Below are 20,112 nucleotides of genomic sequence, written 5' to 3'. Positions count from 1 at the left end.
CGTGCCTGCATGGCACGGGCATACGACGGGGATGCAGGCCACGTTCGGATTGCGTGCGTCGGCCCTCGCTGTCTTGCTGGTCATCGCGCTGCTCAGCCTGCTGCCAATGGTCCGGCTTGTCATCGCGGCCATCGCGCCCGGCAGCGAACTCGACCTCGGCGCATTCACTGAGCGCCTCGCCAAGCCTGCCGCCTTGCGAGCCATGGGGCACACGCTGGACACCGCCTTCTTCGGCGCCGTGCTGGCGGTCTGTCTCGGCGGTCCCTTTGCCATAGCCGTGACCATGACCGATCTGCCGGGGCGAAAAACCCTCGGCTTCCTGCTGTTGCTGCCGCTGATGATCGCGCCGCAAGTCACCGCTTTGTCGTGGCTGCATCTGTTCGGGCCATCGTCAACGCTTCTCGGCATGATCGGCATGGCGCCGCCGCCGGGAACGCCCAATCCGATGCTGGGCCGCAACGGCATCATCCTGCTCTACGCGGTCCAGCACGCGCCGATCGTGTTCATCACGCTGCGAGCCGGGCTTGCCCGGGTGCCGCGTGATCTCGTCGAGGCAGCCAGAGCCTCCGGCGCAAGGCCGCTTGCGGTATTGCGGACCATCATGCTGCCGGTCATCCGTCCCTACATCGTGGCCGCCGCCGCTCTCGCTTTCGTTTCCGGTGTCGGCAATTTCGGCATACCCGCTCTGCTCGGAATGCCCGTCAATTACCTGACGCTCCCGACCCTGATCTATCAGGACCTGTCGAGCTTCGGCCCGGGCGTGCTGCCGCAGATCGCGGCACTGTCCGTGCTGGTCGGCGTGCTCGCGCTCACCGGCGTTGCCTGCCAATCGCTGGCCCTGCGAGGTGCCGCCCATCGTTTCACCGTCGGTACGCCGGCGCGATTTGAGCTCGGCCGCTACCGCCTGCCGCTCGCGCTTCTCGGCTGGCTGGTGATCGGGCTCATCCTCGTGCTTCCGGCTTGCGCACTGCTGGCGACCTCGCTGGTGCCGTCCTTCGGCGTGCCGCTTGGCTGGACGACGGTGACCGCGTCCAACTATGCCGAGGTCCTGGTCCGGCAGGCATCGACCGTGCGCGCCTTCCGCAACTCCATCCTGTTTGCCGGCGGCACAGCACTGATCCTTGCCATAGGCGTCATCCCGGTGACCGTGGTGCTCGAACGGTTCGGCCGGCGTTGGAGCAATGTCATCAGCGGTATTGTCGACCTGCCCTATGCGGTTCCCGGCGTCGTCCTGGCCATCGCCTGCATTCTCCTGTTCCTGCGCCCCCTGCCGCTGATCGGCAGCCTCTATGCGACGGCATCGATCATCCTGGTCGCCTATGCGATGCGATTTTTCACCCTTGCCCTGAAACCGGTGACGACGGCGGTCGGGCAGATTTCGCGCGACCTCGACGAGGCAGCGGCAGTGTCGGGTGCCCGCCCGCTTCGCCGGCTTGCCACGATCACCGCGCCGCTGGCCGCGCCGGCAGCGGTGGCCGGCGGTCTGCTGGTCTTCATGAGCGCCTTCAACGAACTGACGGTCTCGGCCCTGCTCTGGTCGAGCGGCAACGAGACGCTGGGCGTGGTCCTGTTCAGCCTTGAGGAGGCCGGTCTGGGTACGCAGGCGGCGGCAATCGCCGTTTCGACAATTGTGGTCGTCGTCGTCCTGCTGATTGTGCTCGACCGCGTCGGGCGGCGGCTGCCCGCGGGCGTGCTGCCCTGGCGGTAAGAATGCTTAGCCGCCGGGAATGATCCAGCCATCCGACACCGCCACCCGCACCTTCTGCCCCACCGCCAACGCCTCGGCGCTGTCGATCAGCAATTCCTGTCCGGGCTCCGGCAAGGCCAGCCGCGCCTCATAGACCGGGCCGCGATAGATGCTGTCCAGCACAGTTGCCGGCATGCCCTCCGACGAAAGCCGAAGTGCCTCGGGCCGCAGCAGGACCTTGACCGGCCCCGCCTGCCCGCACGCACTTCGGGCCGTGATACGATGCCCGGCGATCTCGACCGTCGTGGTCCCATTGGCATGGCCGGTCGCCACCGCCGAAACGATGGACCCTCTGCCGATGAAGCCCGCGACAGTCGCATCGGCGGGCGCGCGATAGACCTCTTGCGGCGACGCCGCCTGCAGCAACCGGCCGTGGCTCATGATGGCGACGCGGTCGGCCAGCGCCAATGCCTCGGCCTGGTCATGGGTGACATAGACGATGGTGGCGCCGGTGCGGCGATGGATGTCGCGGAATGCATCGACCATCGACGACCGCAAATGCATGTCGAGATTGGCAAGCGGTTCATCGAACAGGATGATGCTCGCGTCGGCGACGAGACAGCGCGCCAGCGCCACGCGCTGGCGCTGGCCGCCCGACAGTTCCTCGATGCGACGCTTTTCAAAACCATTGAGGCCGACAATCTCGAGGACAGCGCCGACACGGGCAGCGATCTCGCCTTGCTTCACGTGCCGGGCCTTGAGCGGATAGGCGACGTTCTCAGCCACATCCATATGCGGCCAGAGCGCGTAGGACTGGAAGACGACGCCAACGCCGCGCGCTTCAGGCGGCACCTGCCGCTGGGGATCGGCCATCAGCTTCTCTCCGAACAGCACGCGGCCCTCGCTGGGCGCCTCGAAGCCGGCGATCAGCCGCAGCATCGTGGTCTTGCCGCAACCGGAGGGCCCGAGCAGCGCGGTAAAGGACCCCGTGGGGAAATCGAGCGAAACCGCGTTGAGCGCCGCCGTCTCATTGAACCGCTTGGTAAGGCGTTCCACCCTGATGTCGCTCATGCCTCACTCATCCGCACAATTCTGCCTGTCTGTAGTGGTTGCATGCACAGCCGATGGATACGGCCGGCAATACGTTGGAAATCCGGTCATGACAACGACGAGCGCAGCCGGTGGCGGCGAGGCCGCCGGCTGGAACGGAACGACAGGGTCCGGAGAATGAAATCCGTGGCGTTTACTGCGCCGTCCAGCCGCCATCCATCGGCAAGGTCGTGCCGGTTATCTGCTTGGCCGCATCCGAGCACAGGAACAGCGCCAGCGCGGCAAGCTCGTCGACGGTGACGAACTCCTTGGTCGGCTGCGCCGCCAAAAGCACGTCGTGCTTGACCTGTTCCTCGGTCATGCCGCGCGCCTTCATCGTGTCGGGAATCTGCTTTTCGACCAGTGGCGTCCATACATAGCCGGGCGCGATCGCATTGACGGTGATGCCGTCAAGTGCTGCCTCCAGCGCCACGGTCTTGGTCAGGCCGGAAATGCCGTGCTTGGCCGACACGTAAGCCGACTTGAACGGCGAAGCGACCAGCGCATGCGCCGAGGCCGTGTTGATGATGCGGCCCCATTTGCGCGCCTTCATGCCGGGCAGCGCCGCCTTGATTGCATAGAAGGCGGCCAGCAGGTTGATGCGGATGATCGCTTCCCATTTGTCGTCAGGAAAATCTTCGATCGGCGCGACATGCTGGATGCCGGCATTGTTGACGAGGATGTCAAGGCTGCCGAACGCCGCCTCGGCTTCCTCAACCATGGCTGTTACCGCCGCGCCGTCCATCATGTTGGCGTCGGAATAGCGGCACTTGACGCCAAAGTCCTTCTCGATGCCGGCGCGTTCCTGCTCGATGGCAGCCGCGTCGCCCAGGCCGTTGATGGTGACATTGGCCCCTTCGGCTGCAAAGGCACGGGCGATAGCCAGGCCGATGCCGCTGGTCGAACCGGTGACGAGGGCACTCTTCGAAGAAAGGGAAGCCATGATGATCTCGCAAGAGGTGGGAGGAAATTTGGGGGACAGCGCACCCTTTGTGCGCCGCAGCATGACAATGCCACAGCCATATGTCGGCTCGATTACAGGAGAGCGACGGTGATCCGGTGACCGCCCGGGGCTGACACGGCACTGTCACGGTGCCGTGCAACATAATCCGGTGCGCATTCGCGCAGTTGTTCCTGAACCGATGGGGCCAGCCTTGAAGATCGCCGATGTCGTGAAGCGCGCCTATGCGATGCCGCTGACCAACCCTTCCTTTCCCCCCGGGCCGTATCGTTTCTTCAACCGAGAATACGTCATCATCACCTACCGCACGACGCGCGAAGCCCTTGAGGCCGTTGTGCCGGAGCCGCTGGAAATCGACGAGCCGCTGGTCAAGTACGAATTCATCCGCATGCCGGACTCGACCGGTTTCGGTGACTACACGGAGACCGGCCAGGTGATCCCCGTGCGCTACAAGGGACAGCACGGCGGCTACGTCCATTCGATGTATCTCGATGACGACGCGCCGATTGCCGGCGGACGCGAGCTCTGGGGTTTTCCAAAGAAGCTGGCCAACCCCAAGATCGTGCATGAAGGCGAGGTGATCGTCGGCACGCTGCACTATGGCAGCGTCCTGTGCGCCACCGGCACGATGGGCTACAAACACCGCGAAGCCGACCACGATTCCGTGCTTGCCTCGCTGGCATCTCCCAATTTCCTGATCAAGATCATCCCGCATGTCGACGGAAGCCCGCGCATTTGCGAGCTGGTGCGCTATTACCTGACCGATGTGACGCTGAAGGAAGCCTGGACGGCGCCAGCCGCGCTCGATCTGCGGCCCCATGTCATGGCCGACGTGGCGCGGCTGCCGGTGCTCGACATCGTCTCCGCCGTCCACTTCACCGCCGATCTTACGCTTGGGTTGGGCGAGGTGATGCACGACTATCTTGCCGATCACAGCCGGCCCACGACCAGCGCACCCCAGTTGGAGAAAGCCCGTGCTTGAACGCAACCGAACCAAGCAGGCTGCCGCCACCATCGAGGAAATCTCGGCGCAGTATGACCGTGTCGCGCTGGTGTTCCAGGGCGGCGGCGCGCTCGGCGCCTATCAGGCCGGCGTCTATCAGGCGCTTGCCGACGCCGGCTGCGAACCGACCTGGCTGTCCGGCGTGTCGATCGGCGCCATCAACGCCTCGATCATCGCCGGCAACGAGCCCAGCCGCCGCCTGCAGCGGCTCGAGCAATTCTGGCAGACGATTTCGGGGCGCAAGATCTGGGCCTACACGCCCGAAGGCGACATCTACCGCGACATCCGCAACCGTACCAGTTCGTGGATGACGATGACCATGGGCCAGCCCGGCTTCTTCAAGCCGCGCAATCCCATCCCCTGGTTCGAGCCGCAGGGCGCCGAGGGCGCCACAAGTTTCTACGACACCGCCGAGTTGAAGGACACGCTGGAAAGCCTGATCGACTTCGACATCCTCAACGACGGCAAGAAGCGGCTCAGCGTCGGCGCGGTCAATGTCAGGACCGGCAATTTCGTCTATTTCGACACCGACAAGGTTCGCATCGGGCCGGAGCACATCATGGCCAGCGGCGCGTTGCCGCCTGCTTTCCCGTCGATCCGCATCGAAGGCGAATATTACTGGGACGGCGGCATCGTCTCCAACACGCCGCTGCAATATCTCTTGGACCAGGATGAGGACCGCTCGTCGCTGGTGTTCCAGGTCGACCTGTTCAGCGCGCGGGGCGTCCTGCCGCGCAGCATGCCGGACGTGCTGTCGCGCCACAAGGACATCATGTATTCCAGCCGCACGCGGCAGAACACCGACAATTTCCAGCGCATTCATGGGCTGAAGATGAAGCTTCTCGATGCCCTGAAGCGCGTCCCCGCCGAATTGCTGGCGGAAGGCGAGAAGGAGCTGATCGAGGATTACTCGAATGCCGGCTTCGTCAACATCGTGCACCTGATCTACCAGCACAAGGGTTACGAGGGGCACGCCAAGGACTACGAATTCTCGGGCACGTCGATGCGAGAGCATTGGGATACCGGGCTGGAAGACACGCAGCGCACTTTGCGGCACCGCCAGTGGCTGACACTGCCGACCAATGTCGACGGCGTCGCCATCCACGACCTGCATCGCGAAGATCCGACGTAGAGGAATCCGTCCTGGCGACTGGCGGTTGGGTCCCGTACCGAGCCCCGTCGAGTTCCTTCACACCCCCTCTGTCCTGCCGGACATCTCCCCCGCAAGGGGGGAGATCGGCCGTCATCTGCGCTTCGCCAATCTTCGATGTTTGAAGGCGCGATCCTGCGGCGAAGCTGCCAATCTCGCCCCTTGCGGGGGTGCCGCCCCGACAGCGCTTCGGCATAGTCCATAAAGAAAAAGGCAGCGCCGGCGACCGGCGCTGCCTTTTGTTTGAGCGCTCTTGCGCTTCGCTCAGAACACCTGGCGGAAGACGATGAACAGCACGAAAGCGAGCGCGATCGAGCAGGGCAGCGTCAGCACCCAGGCAAGCGCCAGGTTGCGCACCGTTGCCCATTGCAGCCCCGAGCCGTTCGCCGCCATCGTCCCGGCGACGCCCGACGACAGCACGTGGGTTGTCGACACCGGCAGGCCCATCCGATCGGCCATGCCGATGGTCACCATCGCGACCAGCTCGGCGGCGGCACCCTGGCCGTAGGTCAGATGGCTCTTGCCGATCTTCTCGCCGACCGTGACGACGATGCGCTTCCAGCCAACCATGGTGCCAAGCCCAAGTGCCAGCGCCACAGCGACCTTCACCCAGATCGGGATGAACTTCGTCGCATTGTCGACGGCCTTATGATAGTCGGTCACCGCTTTCAGATCGGCCGGCTGCATTGGCAGCAACTGCTTCTTGTCGATCAGCTTGAGCGCTTCACCGATCAGATAGATGTCGTTTCGGGCGTTGCTAACCAGATCGGTCGGCACCTTTTCGACCGAGGCGTAGGGCTGCAGTGAAGCTGTCGTGTTGTGGATGTACGTCTGCAGCGCGGCCGTCGTCTGGTCGTTCCAGGTCCGGGTGCGCACTGCGTCCTGGACGGCCGCCTTTGCGTCCGTGACGGTGGCGCCCGGCTTGACATATTTGCCCAACGCCTGCTCGACATTGACGGAAGCCGACTTGTAGGCCTCGAGATAGTTGATATCCGGCGTGCGGTTGAGCGCAAAGGCTGTCGGCACGACGCCGATCAGGATCAGCATGATCAGGCCCATGCCTTTTTGTCCGTCGTTCGAGCCATGCGCGAAGCTGACACCGGTGCAGGTGAAGATCAGCAGCCCGCGGATCCACAATGGCGGCGGCGCATTGCCCTTTGGAGACTCGTAGAGCGCCGGATTGCGGACAAGAAACTTCATCGCATAGAGCAGGGCGGCAGCGGCGAAGAAGCCCACGATCGGCGAGACCAGCAAGGTCACCCCGACATTGGTCGCCTGTGACCAGTCGACACCGCTGGTCGCGCTGCCGGCGGGCGCCGTGAACTGGTTGGCGAGACCGACGCCGATGATCGAGCCGACCATCGTGTGCGAGCTCGACGCCGGCAGGCCCAGGAACCATGTGCCGAGATTCCACAGGATGGCGGCGATCAGCAGCGCGAACACCATGGCGAAGCCGGAGGACGAGCCAACCTGCAGGATCAGTTCCACCGGCAACAGCGACAGGATGCCGAACGCGACAGCGCCGCTCGAGGTGAGAACCCCGAGGAAATTGAAGGCGCCCGACCACATGACAGCGAATTCCGCCGGCAGGGAGCGCGTGTAGATGACCGTCGCCACCGCATTGGCGGTGTCGTGGAAGCCGTTGACGAACTCGAAGCCCAAGGCAATGAGCAAGGCGATGCCGAGCAGGATCCACGGTACCGTCTTGGCCTCGGCCAGATCCTGCTTGAGCGCGTAGCCGACATAGACGACGCCGACCAGCACGAGTACGCCAAAGGCAGGCAGGAACCATTTTGCGCTGCCCGACCGCTCAAGCGGATGCTCCGGTCTCGGAATACCCGCCTCACTAGAAACTATATCCACCATGTCCCATTCCTTTTGCATTGCAGCAAAGAGCAATGGTTAACGCTATGTCCGCACAATGAACCTTGTGTGACGCTGCGGAACTCCGCGGCGGGGGAAATGCCGGGTGAGACCGGCTCGGGCGACAGACAAGCCCTAGAAGCCTGTGGAGCGCGTCTTCAGGATCGCCGAGAACAGCGGGTCGAAGGCACGGCTGATCGGCGCCGCCGCTGCGCCGATCGCGATCGACCAGGGATCCGTGGTGCCAAGCTGCAGCCGCGGCAGGTTTCGCCCGGGCCGATCGGCGATCGACGTCAGCAGCGGATGCATCCCCTCGACAAGGCGGCGAGCGAGCGCTTCCGGCGCACCGCTGGTCAGGATGACGGTCTGCGGATCGAAAATCGTCTCGATGAGATGCACGCTCCAGCGCAAATCATGCGCGGCGCCGTCGATCCAGGCCATGATCGTGGGATCCTCGGCCGCCGCCATCGCGCCTATACGTTCGTAGAGACGTTCATCGGCTGGATCGAGGCTGAGATGCTGATAGAGCGAGGCGAGCGAGGCGCGATGCTCGAGCGGCGTCGAGCCGGGGCCGGCCGGCGAAAGCAGCGCCATGCCGATCTCGCCGGCATTGCCATTGCCGCCGCTGTAGAGTTCGCCGTTCAGGATCAGCCCGGCGCCGATGCCGTAGCCAACATAAAGGCAAACCGCATGATCGACGCCGTGCGCCGCGCCGACCATGCGTTCCGCCGTCGCGCAGGCAGCGGCGTCATTCTGCAAGCCGACATTCAACCCCGTGCCGGCGGCAAGCGTCTCCAGCAGTGGAAACTTCTGCCAGGCAGGCATCATCCACTTGTCGTCCGAATTCTTCAGCCCGAAGGGACCGGGCATTGCGACGCCAAGACCAACGAGATGCCCCTCCGACTGGGCGGAAATACCAGCCAGTTCACGCCTGACGCCATCGACCAGGCCGAGGATGACTTCGACACCTTTCGATGGCTCGTCGAACGGCAGGTTTGCTTCTGCCCGCGCCAACACGCTGCCGACCAGGTCGACGGCAACGGCCCGCGTCAGATGGCGGTCGATCTGCAGCCCGATCGCGAACGCCCCCTCGGGAACCAGCCTGTAGGGGGTCGAGGGCTGGCCCCTGCCCTTTCGAACCGTATCAAGCCCGACGACCAGGCCGTCGCGCTCGAGATCCTCGATGATGTTGGAAACCGCCTGCTTGGTCAGCTGCGTCGCCCGCGCCAGATCGGCACGCGAAAGCGCGCCGTTGAGGCGCAGCGCCTCGATCATGACACGGCGGTTGTGCGCGCTCGTGCCTTCCTGGTTGGTGCCGCTTTTGGCGCGGATCGGACGAATATCGTTCACCGGCGTTTCCCCTCTTGACTCCATTAGGATATTGATCGACTAATTAAGTCAAGCGGGTTGACTTAATAGCGAAACCAACCGCAGAAACAAGACGGCCAGGGCTTATGCCCGTCACCGCCAACCGGTTGGGAAGACGTAGGTCACGCGACATCAATCCGGGAAGGCAACATGGACAGCCGACCCGTCAACATCGGAAATGGGAGAAGAAGATGCTGAAATCGATCGGTAAGACCCTGTTGGGCGCAGTCTTTGTCGGGGGGCTGTTGGTTCCCCACGCTTTCGCAGAAACGTCGCTCAACGCGCTTTTCATGGCTCAGGCCGCCTATAGCGAGGCCGACGTGCGCGCCATGACGGATGCCTTCACCAAGGCCAATCCGGACATCAAGGTCAATCTCGAATTCGTCCCCTATGAAGGCCTGCACGACAAGACCGTGCTGGCACAGGGCTCGGGCGGCGGCTATGACGTTGTGCTGTTCGACGTCATCTGGCCGGCCGAATACGCGACCAACAAGGTGCTGGTCGACGTCTCCCCGCGCATCACCGACGACATGAAGAAGGGCGTGCTGCCCGGCGCCTGGACGACCGTCCAGTATGACGGAAAATCCTATGGCATGCCCTGGATCCTCGACACCAAGTACCTGTTCTACAACAAGGAAATGTTGGAAAAAGCCGGCATCAAGACGCCGCCGAAGACCTGGGAAGAGCTGAGCGAACAGGCCAAGATCATCAAGGACAAGGGCATCGTCGCCACGCCCATCGCCTGGAGCTGGTCGCAGGCCGAAGCCGCTGTCTGTGATTACACCACGCTGGTCAGCGCCTATGGCGGCGACTTCCTCAAGGGCGGCAAGCCCGATTTCCAGAACGGCGGCGGTCTCGACGCCCTGAAATACATGGTGGCCAGCTACAAGTCGGGCCTTACCAACCCGAATTCCAAGGAATTCCTGGAAGAGGACGTGCGCAAGGTGTTCGAAAATGGCGACGCCGCCTTCGCGCTGAACTGGACCTACATGTACAACATGGCCAACGACCCGAAGGACAGCAAGGTCGCTGGCAAGGTCGGTGTCGTGCCGGCGCCCGGTGTTGCCGGCAAGAGCGAGGTTTCGGCGGTCAACGGCTCGATGGGCCTTGGCGTCACCGCGGTCAGCAAGCACCCGGACGAAGCCTGGAAGTACATCGCCTTCATGACCTCGCAGGCGACGCAGAACCAGTACGCCAAGCTCTCACTGCCGATCTGGGCCTCGTCTTATGACGATCCGGCGGTCACCAAGGGCCAGGAAGAACTGATCGCCGCCGCCAAGCTCGGACTGGCCGCGATGTATCCGCGCCCGACCACGCCGAAGTATCAGGAGCTTTCGACCGCCCTGCAGCAGGCGATCCAGGAATCGCTTCTCGGCCAGTCTTCGCCGGAGGACGCCTTGAACACCGCTGCCAAGAACAGCGGCCTCTGAGCATTGTTCTCCAATCACGGGCGGCACTACAGCGCCGCCCGTCCATTTGGACGGGCAAAGGACACTGTAGCGCTCTCTAAGTTTTGCGCATGATCCTTTCCGGAAATCGGAACCGATATCCCGGGTCATGCGCGAGTGCCGCCCGTGTTATGTCTGAAAACAAGTTGAGTTAGGGAGAGGCTGCTCTGATGTCGGGCACCTGGATGACAACCCGTGCGTGGCTGCTCATGCTGCCGCTTCTCGTGGTCATGGTCGCCGTCATCGGCTGGCCGCTCGTCGATACGGTCGGCCTTTCCTTCACGGACGCCAAGCTCATCGGCACGGGCGGCAATTTCGTCGGCTTGGACAACTATACCAACATGCTGTCGAGCACGAACTTCTCGCGCACGCTGGTCACCACGACCCTCTTCGCCGTCATTTCGGTGGCGGCGGAAATGGTGATCGGTGTGCTCGCGGCGCTGCTGCTCAATCAACAATTTCACGGCCGCGCCGTATTGCGGGCGCTGATGATCCTGCCCTGGGCACTGCCGACGGTGGTCAACGCCACGCTGTGGCGGCTCATCTACAATCCCGAATATGGCGCGCTGAACGCAGCACTCACGCAACTCCATCTCATCGATGCCTACCGCTCATGGCTGGGCGAGCCGGGAACCGCGCTGGCGGCGCTGATCGTCGCAGATTGCTGGAAGAATTTCCCGCTGGTGGCACTGATTGCGCTGGCAGCTCTGCAGGCGGTTCCCCGTGACATCACGGCCGCTTCACTCGTCGATGGCGCGGGACCTTTCAACCGCTTCCGCTTCGTCATCCTGCCCTATCTCGCGGGGCCGCTGATGGTCGCGCTGGTGCTGCGCACCATCGAGGCCTTCAAGGTCTTCGACATCATCTGGGTGATGACCCGCGGCGGCCCGGCCAACAGCACGCGTACCCTGTCGATCCTCGTCTATCAGGAAGCCTTTTCCTTCCAGCGCGCCGGCTCCGGCGCATCGCTGGCGCTGATCGTCACCTTGCTCGTCACCGTGCTGGCGGTCGCCTACGCCGCGTTGGTCCGCAAGAGCGCCGGGAGTGCAACCTGATGGAACGCAAAAGCCCCGCCTTCAGCATCTTCATCCATGCCTGCGCGCTGCTGCTCGCCGTCATCATCCTGGCGCCCATCGCCTGGCTGTTCATCATGAGCATATCGCCGGCCGCCGACCTCGCCGCCAAGCCGCTGCGCTGGTGGCCGCAAAGCGTCGACTTCTCCCGTTACCAGCAGCTGCTGTCGACGGCGGAAAACAGCGCCGGCGCCGCCTTCACCTCATCGCTTCGCAACAGCCTCGAGATCGCCGGCATGGCAACGCTCGCCGGCCTGCTCCTGGCCATTCCCGCCGGTTGGGCGGTGTCGCGCACGCCGTCGATCGGCTGGTCGCTGTCGATGGTCATCGCCACCTATATGCTGCCACCGGTGGCGCTGGCCGTGCCGCTCTATATGGGCCTGTCGCATCTCGGCCTGTTGAACAACGTCTTCGGCCTGGCGCTGGTCTATCTGACGATCCTGGCGCCCTTCACTACCTGGCTGATGAAATCGGGCTTCGATTCGATCCCGCGCGAAATCGAGGCCGCCGCGATGATCGACGGCGCCGGCCTGTTCCAGACGCTGCGCATCATCACCCTGCCGCTGGCCGCACCGGTGATGGCGACGTCGGCGCTGTTCGCCTTGCTGCTTGCCTGGGACGAATTCTTCTACGCGCTGCTCTTCACCTCGGACCAGCGCGCCAAGACCCTGACGGTCGCCATCGCCGATTTGGCCGGCGGCCGTGTCTCCGACTACGGATTGATTGCGACAGCCGGCGTGCTGGCCGCTTTGCCACCAGTGCTGATCGGCCTCGTCATGCAACGGGCGCTGATTTCCGGCCTGACCAGTGGTGGTGTGAAAGGATAATGATGCCTGCAGGGAAAAACCGTCCGGCCGGGCTCGCCGCGATCGATCGCGAAATGGCGCGCCAGCATGCGGACGCGACAGCCTCGTTCCGGCAGAACGTCGACATGGCGGCAAGGGTCGCCACCTCGATCAGGCAGACCGGGCGCCTGCTTCTGCTTGGCATGGGCGGCTCGCATGCCGTGGCGCGCGCCGTCGAGCCGCTCTATCGCGCAGCCGGCATCGACGCCATCGCCCTGCCGCTTTCCGAGCAGCTTGGCCAGCCCCTGCCCTTGGCGGGCCGAACAGTGCTGGTGACATCGCAGTCCGGCGAAAGCGCCGAGGTTGTCAGATGGTTTTCCGAAACCGGCATCGCTTCCGACACATTCGGCCTGACACTTGAGGGCGCCTCGTTCCTGGCCCGCACGGTTCCTTGCCTTGTCGGAGCCGGCGGCACCGAACTGGCCTTCGCCGCCACCCGCAGCCTGACCGTCACTTTCGCCTTGCATCTCGCAATCCTGTCGGCGCTCGGCCAGGATCCGGCGGCCGCACTCGCTGTCCTTGAAGGCCCTGAGGCCGGCGACATCGAGGGGGCGCTTTCCGCACTTCGCAATGTAACCAGCATCGTCACCTCGGGCCGCCAGTTGCAGGGTCTCGCCGAAGCCATCGCGCTCGGCCTTACCGAGCTGTCGCGGCTGCCGTGCTTTTCGCTCGAAGGCGGGCAGCTTCGCCATGGACCGATGGAAATGCTTGGCCCCAAGCTCGGCGTCATCCTGTTTCGCGGCAACAACCCGACATCGGACCTTGTCGCAGGCATGGCCGCGTCCGTGGTGGAGGCCGGCTCACCGGTCATCATTTTCGATTCATCCGGGCAAGCGCCGGTCGAGGGGGCTACAACGCTCTCGTTCAAGCCTCAATCCGGCATGGCCGCGATCCTGGCCATGCTGCCGGTAGCGCAACGCCTGATGGTCGCCATTGCCGATGCTCGCGTTGACAATGCCGGCACGCCGGTTCGTTCCAGCAAGATCACCAGGAGCGAATGATGCGACCGCTCGCAGTGATCGGCAACGTCAATGTCGACCTGATCGTCGGCCCGGTCGCACCGTGGCCGAAGGCCGGAACGGAGATCATTGTCGACCACGATGAATTGCGCGTCGGCGGCCAGGCGGGAAACAGCGCGCTCGCCTGGGAGGCGCTGGGCGTAGACTTCGAGATCGCCGCCAATGTCGGTGACGACCAGTTCGGCCGCTGGCTTCGCGAAGCCTTTGGCCGCCGTGCCGACAAATGGCCGGTCCGCCCCGAAGGCACGACGCTGTCCGTCGGCATGACCCATCCGGACGGCGAGCGGACCTTCTTCACCACGCGCGGACACCTGCCGCGCTTCAGCCTGGCCGACGTGTTTTCTGTCCTCGACGGCAAGCGCCTGTCCGGCGGCTACGCGCTGTTGTGTGGCTCCTTCCTGACCGACGATCTCACGGCCGACTACGGTGCGTTCTTCGACTGGGCCGACAGTCACGGCATCGCCGTCGCGCTCGACACCGGTTGGCCGATCGACGGCTGGACGCAGGGCAATTGCGACGCAGCACGCGCCTGGCTGTCGCGTTGCGAACTGGCGCTTTTCAACGAGGTCGAGACTGTCACCCTGGCGGGGCTGGAAAGCCCGCTGGAGGCCGCGCATGCGATCAGGTCCGGCATGAAGAAGGGCGCCACCGTCGTCGTCAAGCGCGGGCCGGAAGGCGCGATCGCCATCGGCCCGGACGGGATTCCTGTCGAAGCCATGGCGCCCGTCGTGAAGGTCGTCGACACGATCGGCGCCGGCGATGTCTTCAACGCGGCATTCCTCGCAGCCGTTGCCCAGGACCAGCCGCTGAACGCTTGCCTGTCCGCCGCCACCCGCGTGGCATCCCGTGCGATCTCCACCCTGCCCCGCAACTATGGCGGGCCGATGCATTTCGAGGAAGCCATGCATGAGCGCGCTTGAAATCCGCAACATCCGCAAGAGCTACGGCAGCGTCGAGACGCTGAAAGGCATCGACATTGCGCTGGAAAGCGGCGAGTTCCTGGTGCTGCTCGGTTCGTCGGGTTGCGGGAAGTCGACGCTCCTCAACATCATCGCCGGCCTTGCCGAGGCGACGAGCGGCGACGTGCTGATCGGCGGCCGATCGATCCTTGGCGTTCATCCCAAGAACCGCGACATCGCCATGGTCTTCCAGTCCTATGCGCTCTATCCGAACCTGACCGTTCATCGCAACATCGGCTTCGGGCTCGAGATGCGCGGCGTTTCAGCAGACGAGCGCGACAGGGCAGTGCGTGAAGCGGCAAAACTGCTGCAGATCGAGAACCTGCTCGACCGCAAGCCAAGCCAGCTTTCCGGCGGCCAGCGCCAGCGCGTCGCCATCGGCAGGGCGCTGGTGCGCAAGCCGCAAGTGTTCCTGTTCGACGAGCCGTTGTCCAACCTCGACGCAAAACTGCGCCTCGAAATGCGCACCGAGCTCAAGCGCCTGCACCAGTTGCTGCAGACCACTGTCGTCTACGTCACCCACGACCAGATCGAGGCGATGACGCTGGCGACGCGGATCGCCGTGATGCGCGACGGCAGGATCGAGCAACTCGGCACGCCCGAGGAAATCTACAACTATCCGGCGACGCTTTACGTAGCCGGTTTTGTTGGCGCGCCGTCAATGAACATGCTGCAGGCCGTTGTCGAAGGCGGAAAACTGGCCATTGCCGATTCCAATGTGAAACTGCCCCTGCCCGCGCGCTATCGGAACGCGGCCAGCGACGGCTCACCGGTCGTCGTCGGCATCAGGCCCGAGGCACTTCGCGTGGCGACCGGAGCCGCGACGGACTTCTCCTTGCCGGTGGAAATCGAGGTCGTCGAACTGACCGGCCCCGAACTGGTCACCACGGCCCGGATTGGCGCGCAACGGCTGACGGCGTGCCTGCCGCCGCGCGCCGGCATCGCCAAGGGCCAGGCATGCGCATTCACCTTCGACGAGGATGCGCTGCGCCTCTTCGACCCGTCGACAGGCAAGGCCTTCCCGGTAGCCGCGTTCGAACAGACGGCGTCGCGCTGAGATCCTCAGCATAGGCACGCCATTCGGCTACCACCCGATAGGCACGCCGTCGAAAGTCTGGAAGGAGCCGCTATCCCCAGGCGTCGCGCAGTCGATGACCCTGCGCAGGCCCCGCGCACTGTCCTCGACCGCCAGGTCCGCCTGATCGCCGCCCATATCCGTCTTCACCCAGCCCGGATGCAGCGACAGCACCGTGATCCCGTCGACGCGCAAATCCTGCGCCAGTTGGGCGCTGATCATGTTGAGTGCAGCCTTCGAGCAGCGGTAGGCATAGTCGTCATCGTAGTCATCGAGCAGTCCCTCCGCCATTGAGCCGGCGCGGCTGCCGATATTGGCGATGACCCGCATGCGCCCCGCGACAAGGTTGGGGCGCATTGCCCTCGCCAGCAGCAGCGGGCCGAGTGTGTTTGTGCGTATGACCGTCAGGAATTCAGCCGGCGCGAAATCGTGCAGGCCGCCGATATCGCTGCGGATGGCGGCGTTGTTGACAAGCACATCCAGTGGCCTGCCGGCGAGACGCGCGGCAAGGTCGGAGATGGAATCCGGATCGGCGACATCGAGCGGCTGGAACTCTACTCCATCTTCGAAACCCTGGGTGGGGCGCGTGCGCCCGCACGCAATCACGCGCCAGTCGTCTTGGGCGTATTGCCGCGCCAGATCGCGGCCGAGCCCGCGGCCGGCTCCCGTTATGAGCACCGTGCGGTTGCCTTTCCCTTGTCCGGCCAAGTCAGGCGCTCTTCGCGACCGGCGCGGTCTCCTGCCGGGCGATCATGGCGTAGACCTCGCCGGAATATTTGATGTGACGCTGCTGCGTCGCGAAATCGACATGGGTGATGCCGAAGGGCGTGGTGTAGCCATAGGCCCATTCGAAATTGTCGGTCAGCGTCCAGGCGAAATAGCCGCGCACCGGCACACCCTCGGCTGCCGCCTTGGCCACCTGCTCAAGATGGTCGACATAATAGGCAGCACGCAAATCATCCCAGACATGCCCGTCTTCGCCGACCTTTTCCGGCGTCGTGGCGACACCGTTCTCAGAGATGTAGATTGCCGGCGGCGCGTAGCGGTCGTTCACATAGCGCAGGATGTCGTACATGCTGCGCGGCCAGATTTCATAGTCGACAGCGGAATAGATACCTTCCGGCTGCACCCGCCGGTAGCTCAGCGGCGCGAGTTCGTCACCCGCCGCGATCACGGAGCGGCGGTAGATGTTGATGCCCAGGTAGTCCACCGGCGCGGCGATGATCTCGTTGTCCCGAGCATGGATCGGCGGCAGCAGATCGCCGTAGAGCGCCAGCATGTCCTGCGGATATGCACCCTTGAAAACGGCATCGAGGAACCAGCGGTTCTGGGCGCCGTCGAAGCGCAGTGCCGCCGTGGCGTCACTCGGGTCACTGGTAGCGGCCTCCGCCACGTTGAGATCAAAGACGATGCCGACCGAGGCGTCCGCCACCTCGGCCCGGATGACGGGGACAGCCAAGCCATGCCCCAGCAAGGCATGATGGCTGGCGCTAACACCGCCTTTCACGCCATCCCGCAATCCCGGCGCATCCTCACCGGTCGCGTGTCCCGACCAGCAGAACGTCCAGGGCTCGTTGAGCGTCGTCCATTTCTTGACGCGATCGCCGAAGCTGCGGGCGGCAAGCCCGGCATAGTCGGCGAAAGCGGCGGCAGTTTCGCGGCTGTACCAGCCGCCTCGCTCCTGCAGCGCCTGCGGAAGATCCCAGTGGTAGAGCGTTGCATAGGGCTCGATGCCGGCTTCCAGCAGATCGTCGATCAGCCGGTCGTAAAAGGCGATACCCATGGCATTGGCGTCGCCACGACCGTCGGGAAGAAGCCGTGTCCATGCGAAGGAAAAGCGGTAGGCACCAAGGCCGAGCGCCTTGAGCACGGCGATATCTTCCTTCCAGCGGTGATAGTGGTCGCAGGCGACATCGCCGCTCGAGCCGTCCACGATCACGCCGGGAACGTGGCAGAACCGGTCCCAAATACTTTCGCCCTTACCATCCGCGTCATGCGCGCCCTCGATCTGATAGGCCGCGGTCGCGGCGCCGAACACGAAGCCTTGCGGAAAGACCAGTCCGGAGGCGCGGGCTTCGAGGGTTCGGCGCGCGTTATCGATGCTTGATGTCATATTTTCTCTCGATGGTGCTGACGAGACTTGCCGCGGCCAGTGTCAGGAAAATGTAGAAGATGGCGGCTGAGTTGTAGGGCGCGAACGGCAGGAAACTTGCCGACTGGAATTCCCGCATGCGCTGCGTGATGTCGCGGATCGACAGGATCGACAACAGCGACGTGTCCTTGAGGATGGCGATCAGTTCGTTGCCGAGCGGCGGGATGATGATTCGGAAGGCCTGCGGCAGCACGACCAGCCGGGCGGTACGCCAGCCGTTGAGGCCGAGGCTATGCGCCGCCTCGATCTGGCCAGCGGGAATTGCATTGATGCCGGAACGGAATATCTCGGCGAGATAGGCCGAATAGGCCAGCGCCATGGCGGCAATACCGCGCACCAGGTTCGGCGGATCGACCACCCCCTGGGTCGCGTCCTTGAGCGCTCCGGCAAGCGGCAGGCCGACATAGAGCACGATAACCAGCATCGGGATGCCACGGATCGTGTCGACAATGAATTCCGACCCGATCGAGAGCGGATGCCGGCGGTGGATATGGCCGCCGAAGGTCAGCAGGCCAAGCACGATCGCCAATACCGCGAGCGTGATGCCGAACGCCTTGTCGCGATCGTTCAACGCCTCCGTTTGCCACAGCACCGGTAGCTTGTCGGACGCTGCCGCGGCAGGAACCAGCGCGGCGCTGACATCGGGGATCTTGCCGATCGCATCAATCGCTTCGGGCGCGCCACGAAAGGTGCGTAACGGCACATCGCTGTCGGGGCCGCCGGGAAATTGCCCGTAGCGGACAGCACCAAGTATGCCGGACGGCGTGCCGGTCGTGACCGCGACCTTGCCGGCGAGAGAACCGACGAGCACGTAGCTGTCGCGCGGCTGGAGCAGGAACCACGTAGCGGCGCAGATCATGAGGATGGTAGCCGCGATGCAGGTCAGGTCCGCCCGCCAGCTGTATTTGAGCTTGAGGAGCCCGACCCAGAGCAATCCCATCATTGCCGCCAGAATGTAGGCTGCAACCGCCGCGCGGATCGTCGTGGCGACACCCGCCGCGAATGCGATATGCGCGAAAAGCAGGATGAAGACCAAGCCGGCGCCGTTCACCGCCGCAAGTGCAAGGCGGGCGAAACGATGCGTCGCGTTGCCGGTCCTGTTGCGGGCGGTGATGAAGAACGCACCGAGGATCACGATCGTCAGGCCGAGATAGGCGCGCAGCAGGGTAGCTGCCTGACCGCGCACCATGAGGTCGGCGGCATCCGTCAATCGCCGCGGCGTGACACCCTGAACCACCCAATCGGAGGTGAACGGATCGACTGCGTTCGCCACGACCGACGCCACGAAGGGATAGACCAGGCCGGTTGTCGCAAGCAGCACGGCAGCAACAAGATTGATCCCGGCGGCAACAGTCGCCAGACGGGGCGACCTGGACGAAGCGCGTGAGAATACGACCACGGCAACGCCGGCGAAAAAGGCGACAACCAGCGTCAGGAAGCCAGGCACGAAGGCCGATGAGCCGTTCTCCACGCCGAGGATGGCGCGAAGCGAGCGCTGGTAGTTTACCGACGAAGCAAAGAGATAGGCGATGAACGGCAATGCCGCGACGATGATCAGATTGCTCGGCCGCAGGCGCATCAGAAACTTCATCCGGTCCCGTCCCCCTCGCGGCTCCGGCGACAGGCGCCGGAGCCGAAGCCTTTCAAGCGGCTATTTGGCGCCCCAGTATTTGGCGATCAGTGCGTCGAGACTGCCGTCGGCCTTGATCGCCTTCAGCCCCTCATTGAAGGCGGCGACATTCTCGTCGCCCTTGCGGAAGACCAACCCCAGCGGATCGGACTGGAGATCCCTGATCGGCACGACCAGCTCGCCCGCGAATTCCTTTTCATACGCGGCGGCATTGGCGCCGTTGATCACAACGCCGTCCACATCCTTGTTCTTCAGCGCAATGATGGAGGCCGCGAAACTGTCGTAGGCGACCACATTGTCCTTGCCGACAATGCCTTCGGCGACCTGCGAGTCGGTGGTATTGGCCTGCGCCGAGAGCTTCTTGCCCTTCGCCTTGAAGTCATTGAGCGAGAGCCCCTCGTCTTCCACGCGCATCAGCACAGCCTGACTGTTGATAATGTAGGGGTTCGAGAAATCCATCGCCTTCTTGCGTTCCTCGGTGATGGAGACGCCGGAAGCGACCAGGTCGAAACTGCCCTGGTCGAGGGCGGCGAAGATGCCGTCCCAGCCGGTGGTGACGAATTCAGCCTTGCAGTTGATCTTGCCGCAGACCGCCTTGATCACATCGACGTCGAAGCCGACGATCTGGCCCGTCGCAGTGTCGACGCTTTCCATCGGCGGCGATGTGGTGTCGGAACCCACCTTCAGCACCTTGCCGCCAAGGTCGGCGGCGCTGGCAGCGCCGGCCGTCAACAGCGCAAGCGCAAGTCCGATCAAGATCTTCTTCATGCTCTTCCTCCCATTTTAATGA

General features: G+C 64.0%; 17 protein-coding genes. 9 read left to right on the top strand and 8 right to left on the bottom strand.

Annotated elements, in window-relative coordinates:
• The first annotated feature begins 31 nt into the window (after window positions 1-31).
• On the top strand, window positions 32-1,708 hold the full coding sequence (locus ABVQ20_RS32640; protein ID WP_354463843.1) for an ABC transporter permease: 1,677 nt from the start codon (window positions 32-34) through the stop codon (window positions 1,706-1,708).
• Between the two features lie 6 nt (window positions 1,709-1,714).
• Here ABVQ20_RS32640 and ABVQ20_RS32635 read toward each other — a convergent pair whose 3' ends face one another.
• The gene (locus ABVQ20_RS32635) at window positions 1,715-2,758 is read right to left on the bottom strand and encodes an ABC transporter ATP-binding protein (RefSeq protein ID WP_354463841.1); all 1,044 of its coding nucleotides are present in this window, start codon (window positions 2,756-2,758) and stop codon (window positions 1,715-1,717) included.
• A 172-nt stretch (window positions 2,759-2,930) separates the two neighbouring features.
• Window positions 2,931-3,719, bottom strand: a complete 789-nt coding sequence (locus ABVQ20_RS32630; protein WP_354463840.1) for a 3-hydroxybutyrate dehydrogenase — start codon at window positions 3,717-3,719, stop codon at window positions 2,931-2,933.
• A 211-nt stretch (window positions 3,720-3,930) separates the two neighbouring features.
• On the opposite strand from ABVQ20_RS32630, the gene ABVQ20_RS32625 reads away from it, so the two are divergent.
• Together ABVQ20_RS32625 and ABVQ20_RS32620 are read left to right on the top strand one after the other, a co-directional pair.
• A complete protein-coding gene (locus ABVQ20_RS32625) occupies window positions 3,931-4,719 on the top strand; it encodes an acetoacetate decarboxylase (RefSeq protein WP_354463839.1) in 789 nt (262 codons plus the stop codon).
• Window positions 4,712-5,872: a patatin-like phospholipase family protein gene (locus ABVQ20_RS32620; protein WP_354463838.1), complete on the top strand. Its 1,161-nt coding sequence runs from the start codon at window positions 4,712-4,714 to the stop codon at window positions 5,870-5,872. The genes ABVQ20_RS32625 and ABVQ20_RS32620 overlap by 8 nt, the downstream gene beginning before the upstream one ends.
• A 282-nt stretch (window positions 5,873-6,154) precedes the next feature.
• On the opposite strand, the gene ABVQ20_RS32615 is transcribed toward ABVQ20_RS32620, so the two are convergent.
• Both ABVQ20_RS32615 and ABVQ20_RS32610 read right to left on the bottom strand, forming a co-directional pair.
• A complete protein-coding gene (locus ABVQ20_RS32615; RefSeq protein ID WP_354463836.1) occupies window positions 6,155-7,756 on the bottom strand; it encodes an inorganic phosphate transporter in 1,602 nt (533 codons plus the stop codon).
• Between the two features lie 132 nt (window positions 7,757-7,888).
• The gene (locus tag ABVQ20_RS32610) at window positions 7,889-9,103 is read right to left on the bottom strand and encodes an ROK family transcriptional regulator (RefSeq protein ID WP_354463834.1); all 1,215 of its coding nucleotides are present in this window, start codon (window positions 9,101-9,103) and stop codon (window positions 7,889-7,891) included.
• A gap of 209 nt (window positions 9,104-9,312) precedes the next feature.
• On the opposite strand from ABVQ20_RS32610, the gene ABVQ20_RS32605 reads away from it, so the two are divergent.
• From ABVQ20_RS32605 to ABVQ20_RS32580, 6 genes are all read left to right on the top strand, one after another.
• The gene (locus ABVQ20_RS32605; protein ID WP_354463832.1) at window positions 9,313-10,551 is read left to right on the top strand and encodes an extracellular solute-binding protein; all 1,239 of its coding nucleotides are present in this window, start codon (window positions 9,313-9,315) and stop codon (window positions 10,549-10,551) included.
• A 188-nt stretch (window positions 10,552-10,739) separates the two neighbouring features.
• Window positions 10,740-11,624 carry a carbohydrate ABC transporter permease gene (locus ABVQ20_RS32600; protein ID WP_354463831.1) on the top strand — a complete coding sequence of 295 codons (885 nt, stop codon included), beginning with the start codon at window positions 10,740-10,742 and terminating at the stop codon, window positions 11,622-11,624.
• On the top strand, window positions 11,624-12,469 hold the full coding sequence (locus tag ABVQ20_RS32595; RefSeq protein ID WP_354463829.1) for a carbohydrate ABC transporter permease: 846 nt from the start codon (window positions 11,624-11,626) through the stop codon (window positions 12,467-12,469). Before ABVQ20_RS32600 ends, ABVQ20_RS32595 begins: the two co-directional genes overlap by 1 nt.
• Before the next feature lie 2 nt (window positions 12,470-12,471).
• On the top strand, window positions 12,472-13,488 hold the full coding sequence (locus tag ABVQ20_RS32590) for an SIS domain-containing protein (RefSeq protein WP_354463828.1): 1,017 nt from the start codon (window positions 12,472-12,474) through the stop codon (window positions 13,486-13,488).
• Window positions 13,488-14,426, top strand: coding sequence for a PfkB family carbohydrate kinase (locus ABVQ20_RS32585; RefSeq protein WP_354463826.1), 939 nt, complete (start codon window positions 13,488-13,490; stop codon window positions 14,424-14,426). The genes ABVQ20_RS32590 and ABVQ20_RS32585 overlap by 1 nt, the downstream gene beginning before the upstream one ends.
• Window positions 14,413-15,522, top strand: a complete 1,110-nt coding sequence (locus tag ABVQ20_RS32580) for an ABC transporter ATP-binding protein (RefSeq protein WP_354463824.1) — start codon at window positions 14,413-14,415, stop codon at window positions 15,520-15,522. The genes ABVQ20_RS32585 and ABVQ20_RS32580 overlap by 14 nt, the downstream gene beginning before the upstream one ends.
• Before the next feature lie 27 nt (window positions 15,523-15,549).
• Here ABVQ20_RS32580 and ABVQ20_RS32575 read toward each other — a convergent pair whose 3' ends face one another.
• The 4 genes from ABVQ20_RS32575 to ABVQ20_RS32560 are packed head-to-tail and all read right to left on the bottom strand — an operon-like array spanning window position 15,550 to window position 20,090.
• Window positions 15,550-16,248 (bottom strand): SDR family oxidoreductase, encoded by a 699-nt coding sequence (locus ABVQ20_RS32575; RefSeq protein ID WP_354463823.1) that lies wholly within the window; start codon window positions 16,246-16,248, stop codon window positions 15,550-15,552.
• A 1-nt stretch (window position 16,249) separates the two neighbouring features.
• Window positions 16,250-17,653, bottom strand: coding sequence for a GH1 family beta-glucosidase (locus tag ABVQ20_RS32570; protein ID WP_354463822.1), 1,404 nt, complete (start codon window positions 17,651-17,653; stop codon window positions 16,250-16,252).
• Window positions 17,634-19,283 (bottom strand): amino acid ABC transporter permease, encoded by a 1,650-nt coding sequence (locus ABVQ20_RS32565; protein WP_354463821.1) that lies wholly within the window; start codon window positions 19,281-19,283, stop codon window positions 17,634-17,636. The genes ABVQ20_RS32570 and ABVQ20_RS32565 overlap by 20 nt, the downstream gene beginning before the upstream one ends.
• Window positions 19,284-19,343: 60 nt before the next feature.
• Window positions 19,344-20,090, bottom strand: a complete 747-nt coding sequence (locus ABVQ20_RS32560; protein WP_354463819.1) for a transporter substrate-binding domain-containing protein — start codon at window positions 20,088-20,090, stop codon at window positions 19,344-19,346.
• Window positions 20,091-20,112: the final 22 nt, after the last annotated feature.

Origin of the sequence: Mesorhizobium shangrilense (genome assembly GCF_040537815.1) — a bacterium.
GTDB lineage: Bacteria > Pseudomonadota > Alphaproteobacteria > Rhizobiales > Rhizobiaceae > Mesorhizobium > Mesorhizobium shangrilense.
This window is presented reverse-complemented; position numbering and strand designations above follow the sequence as displayed.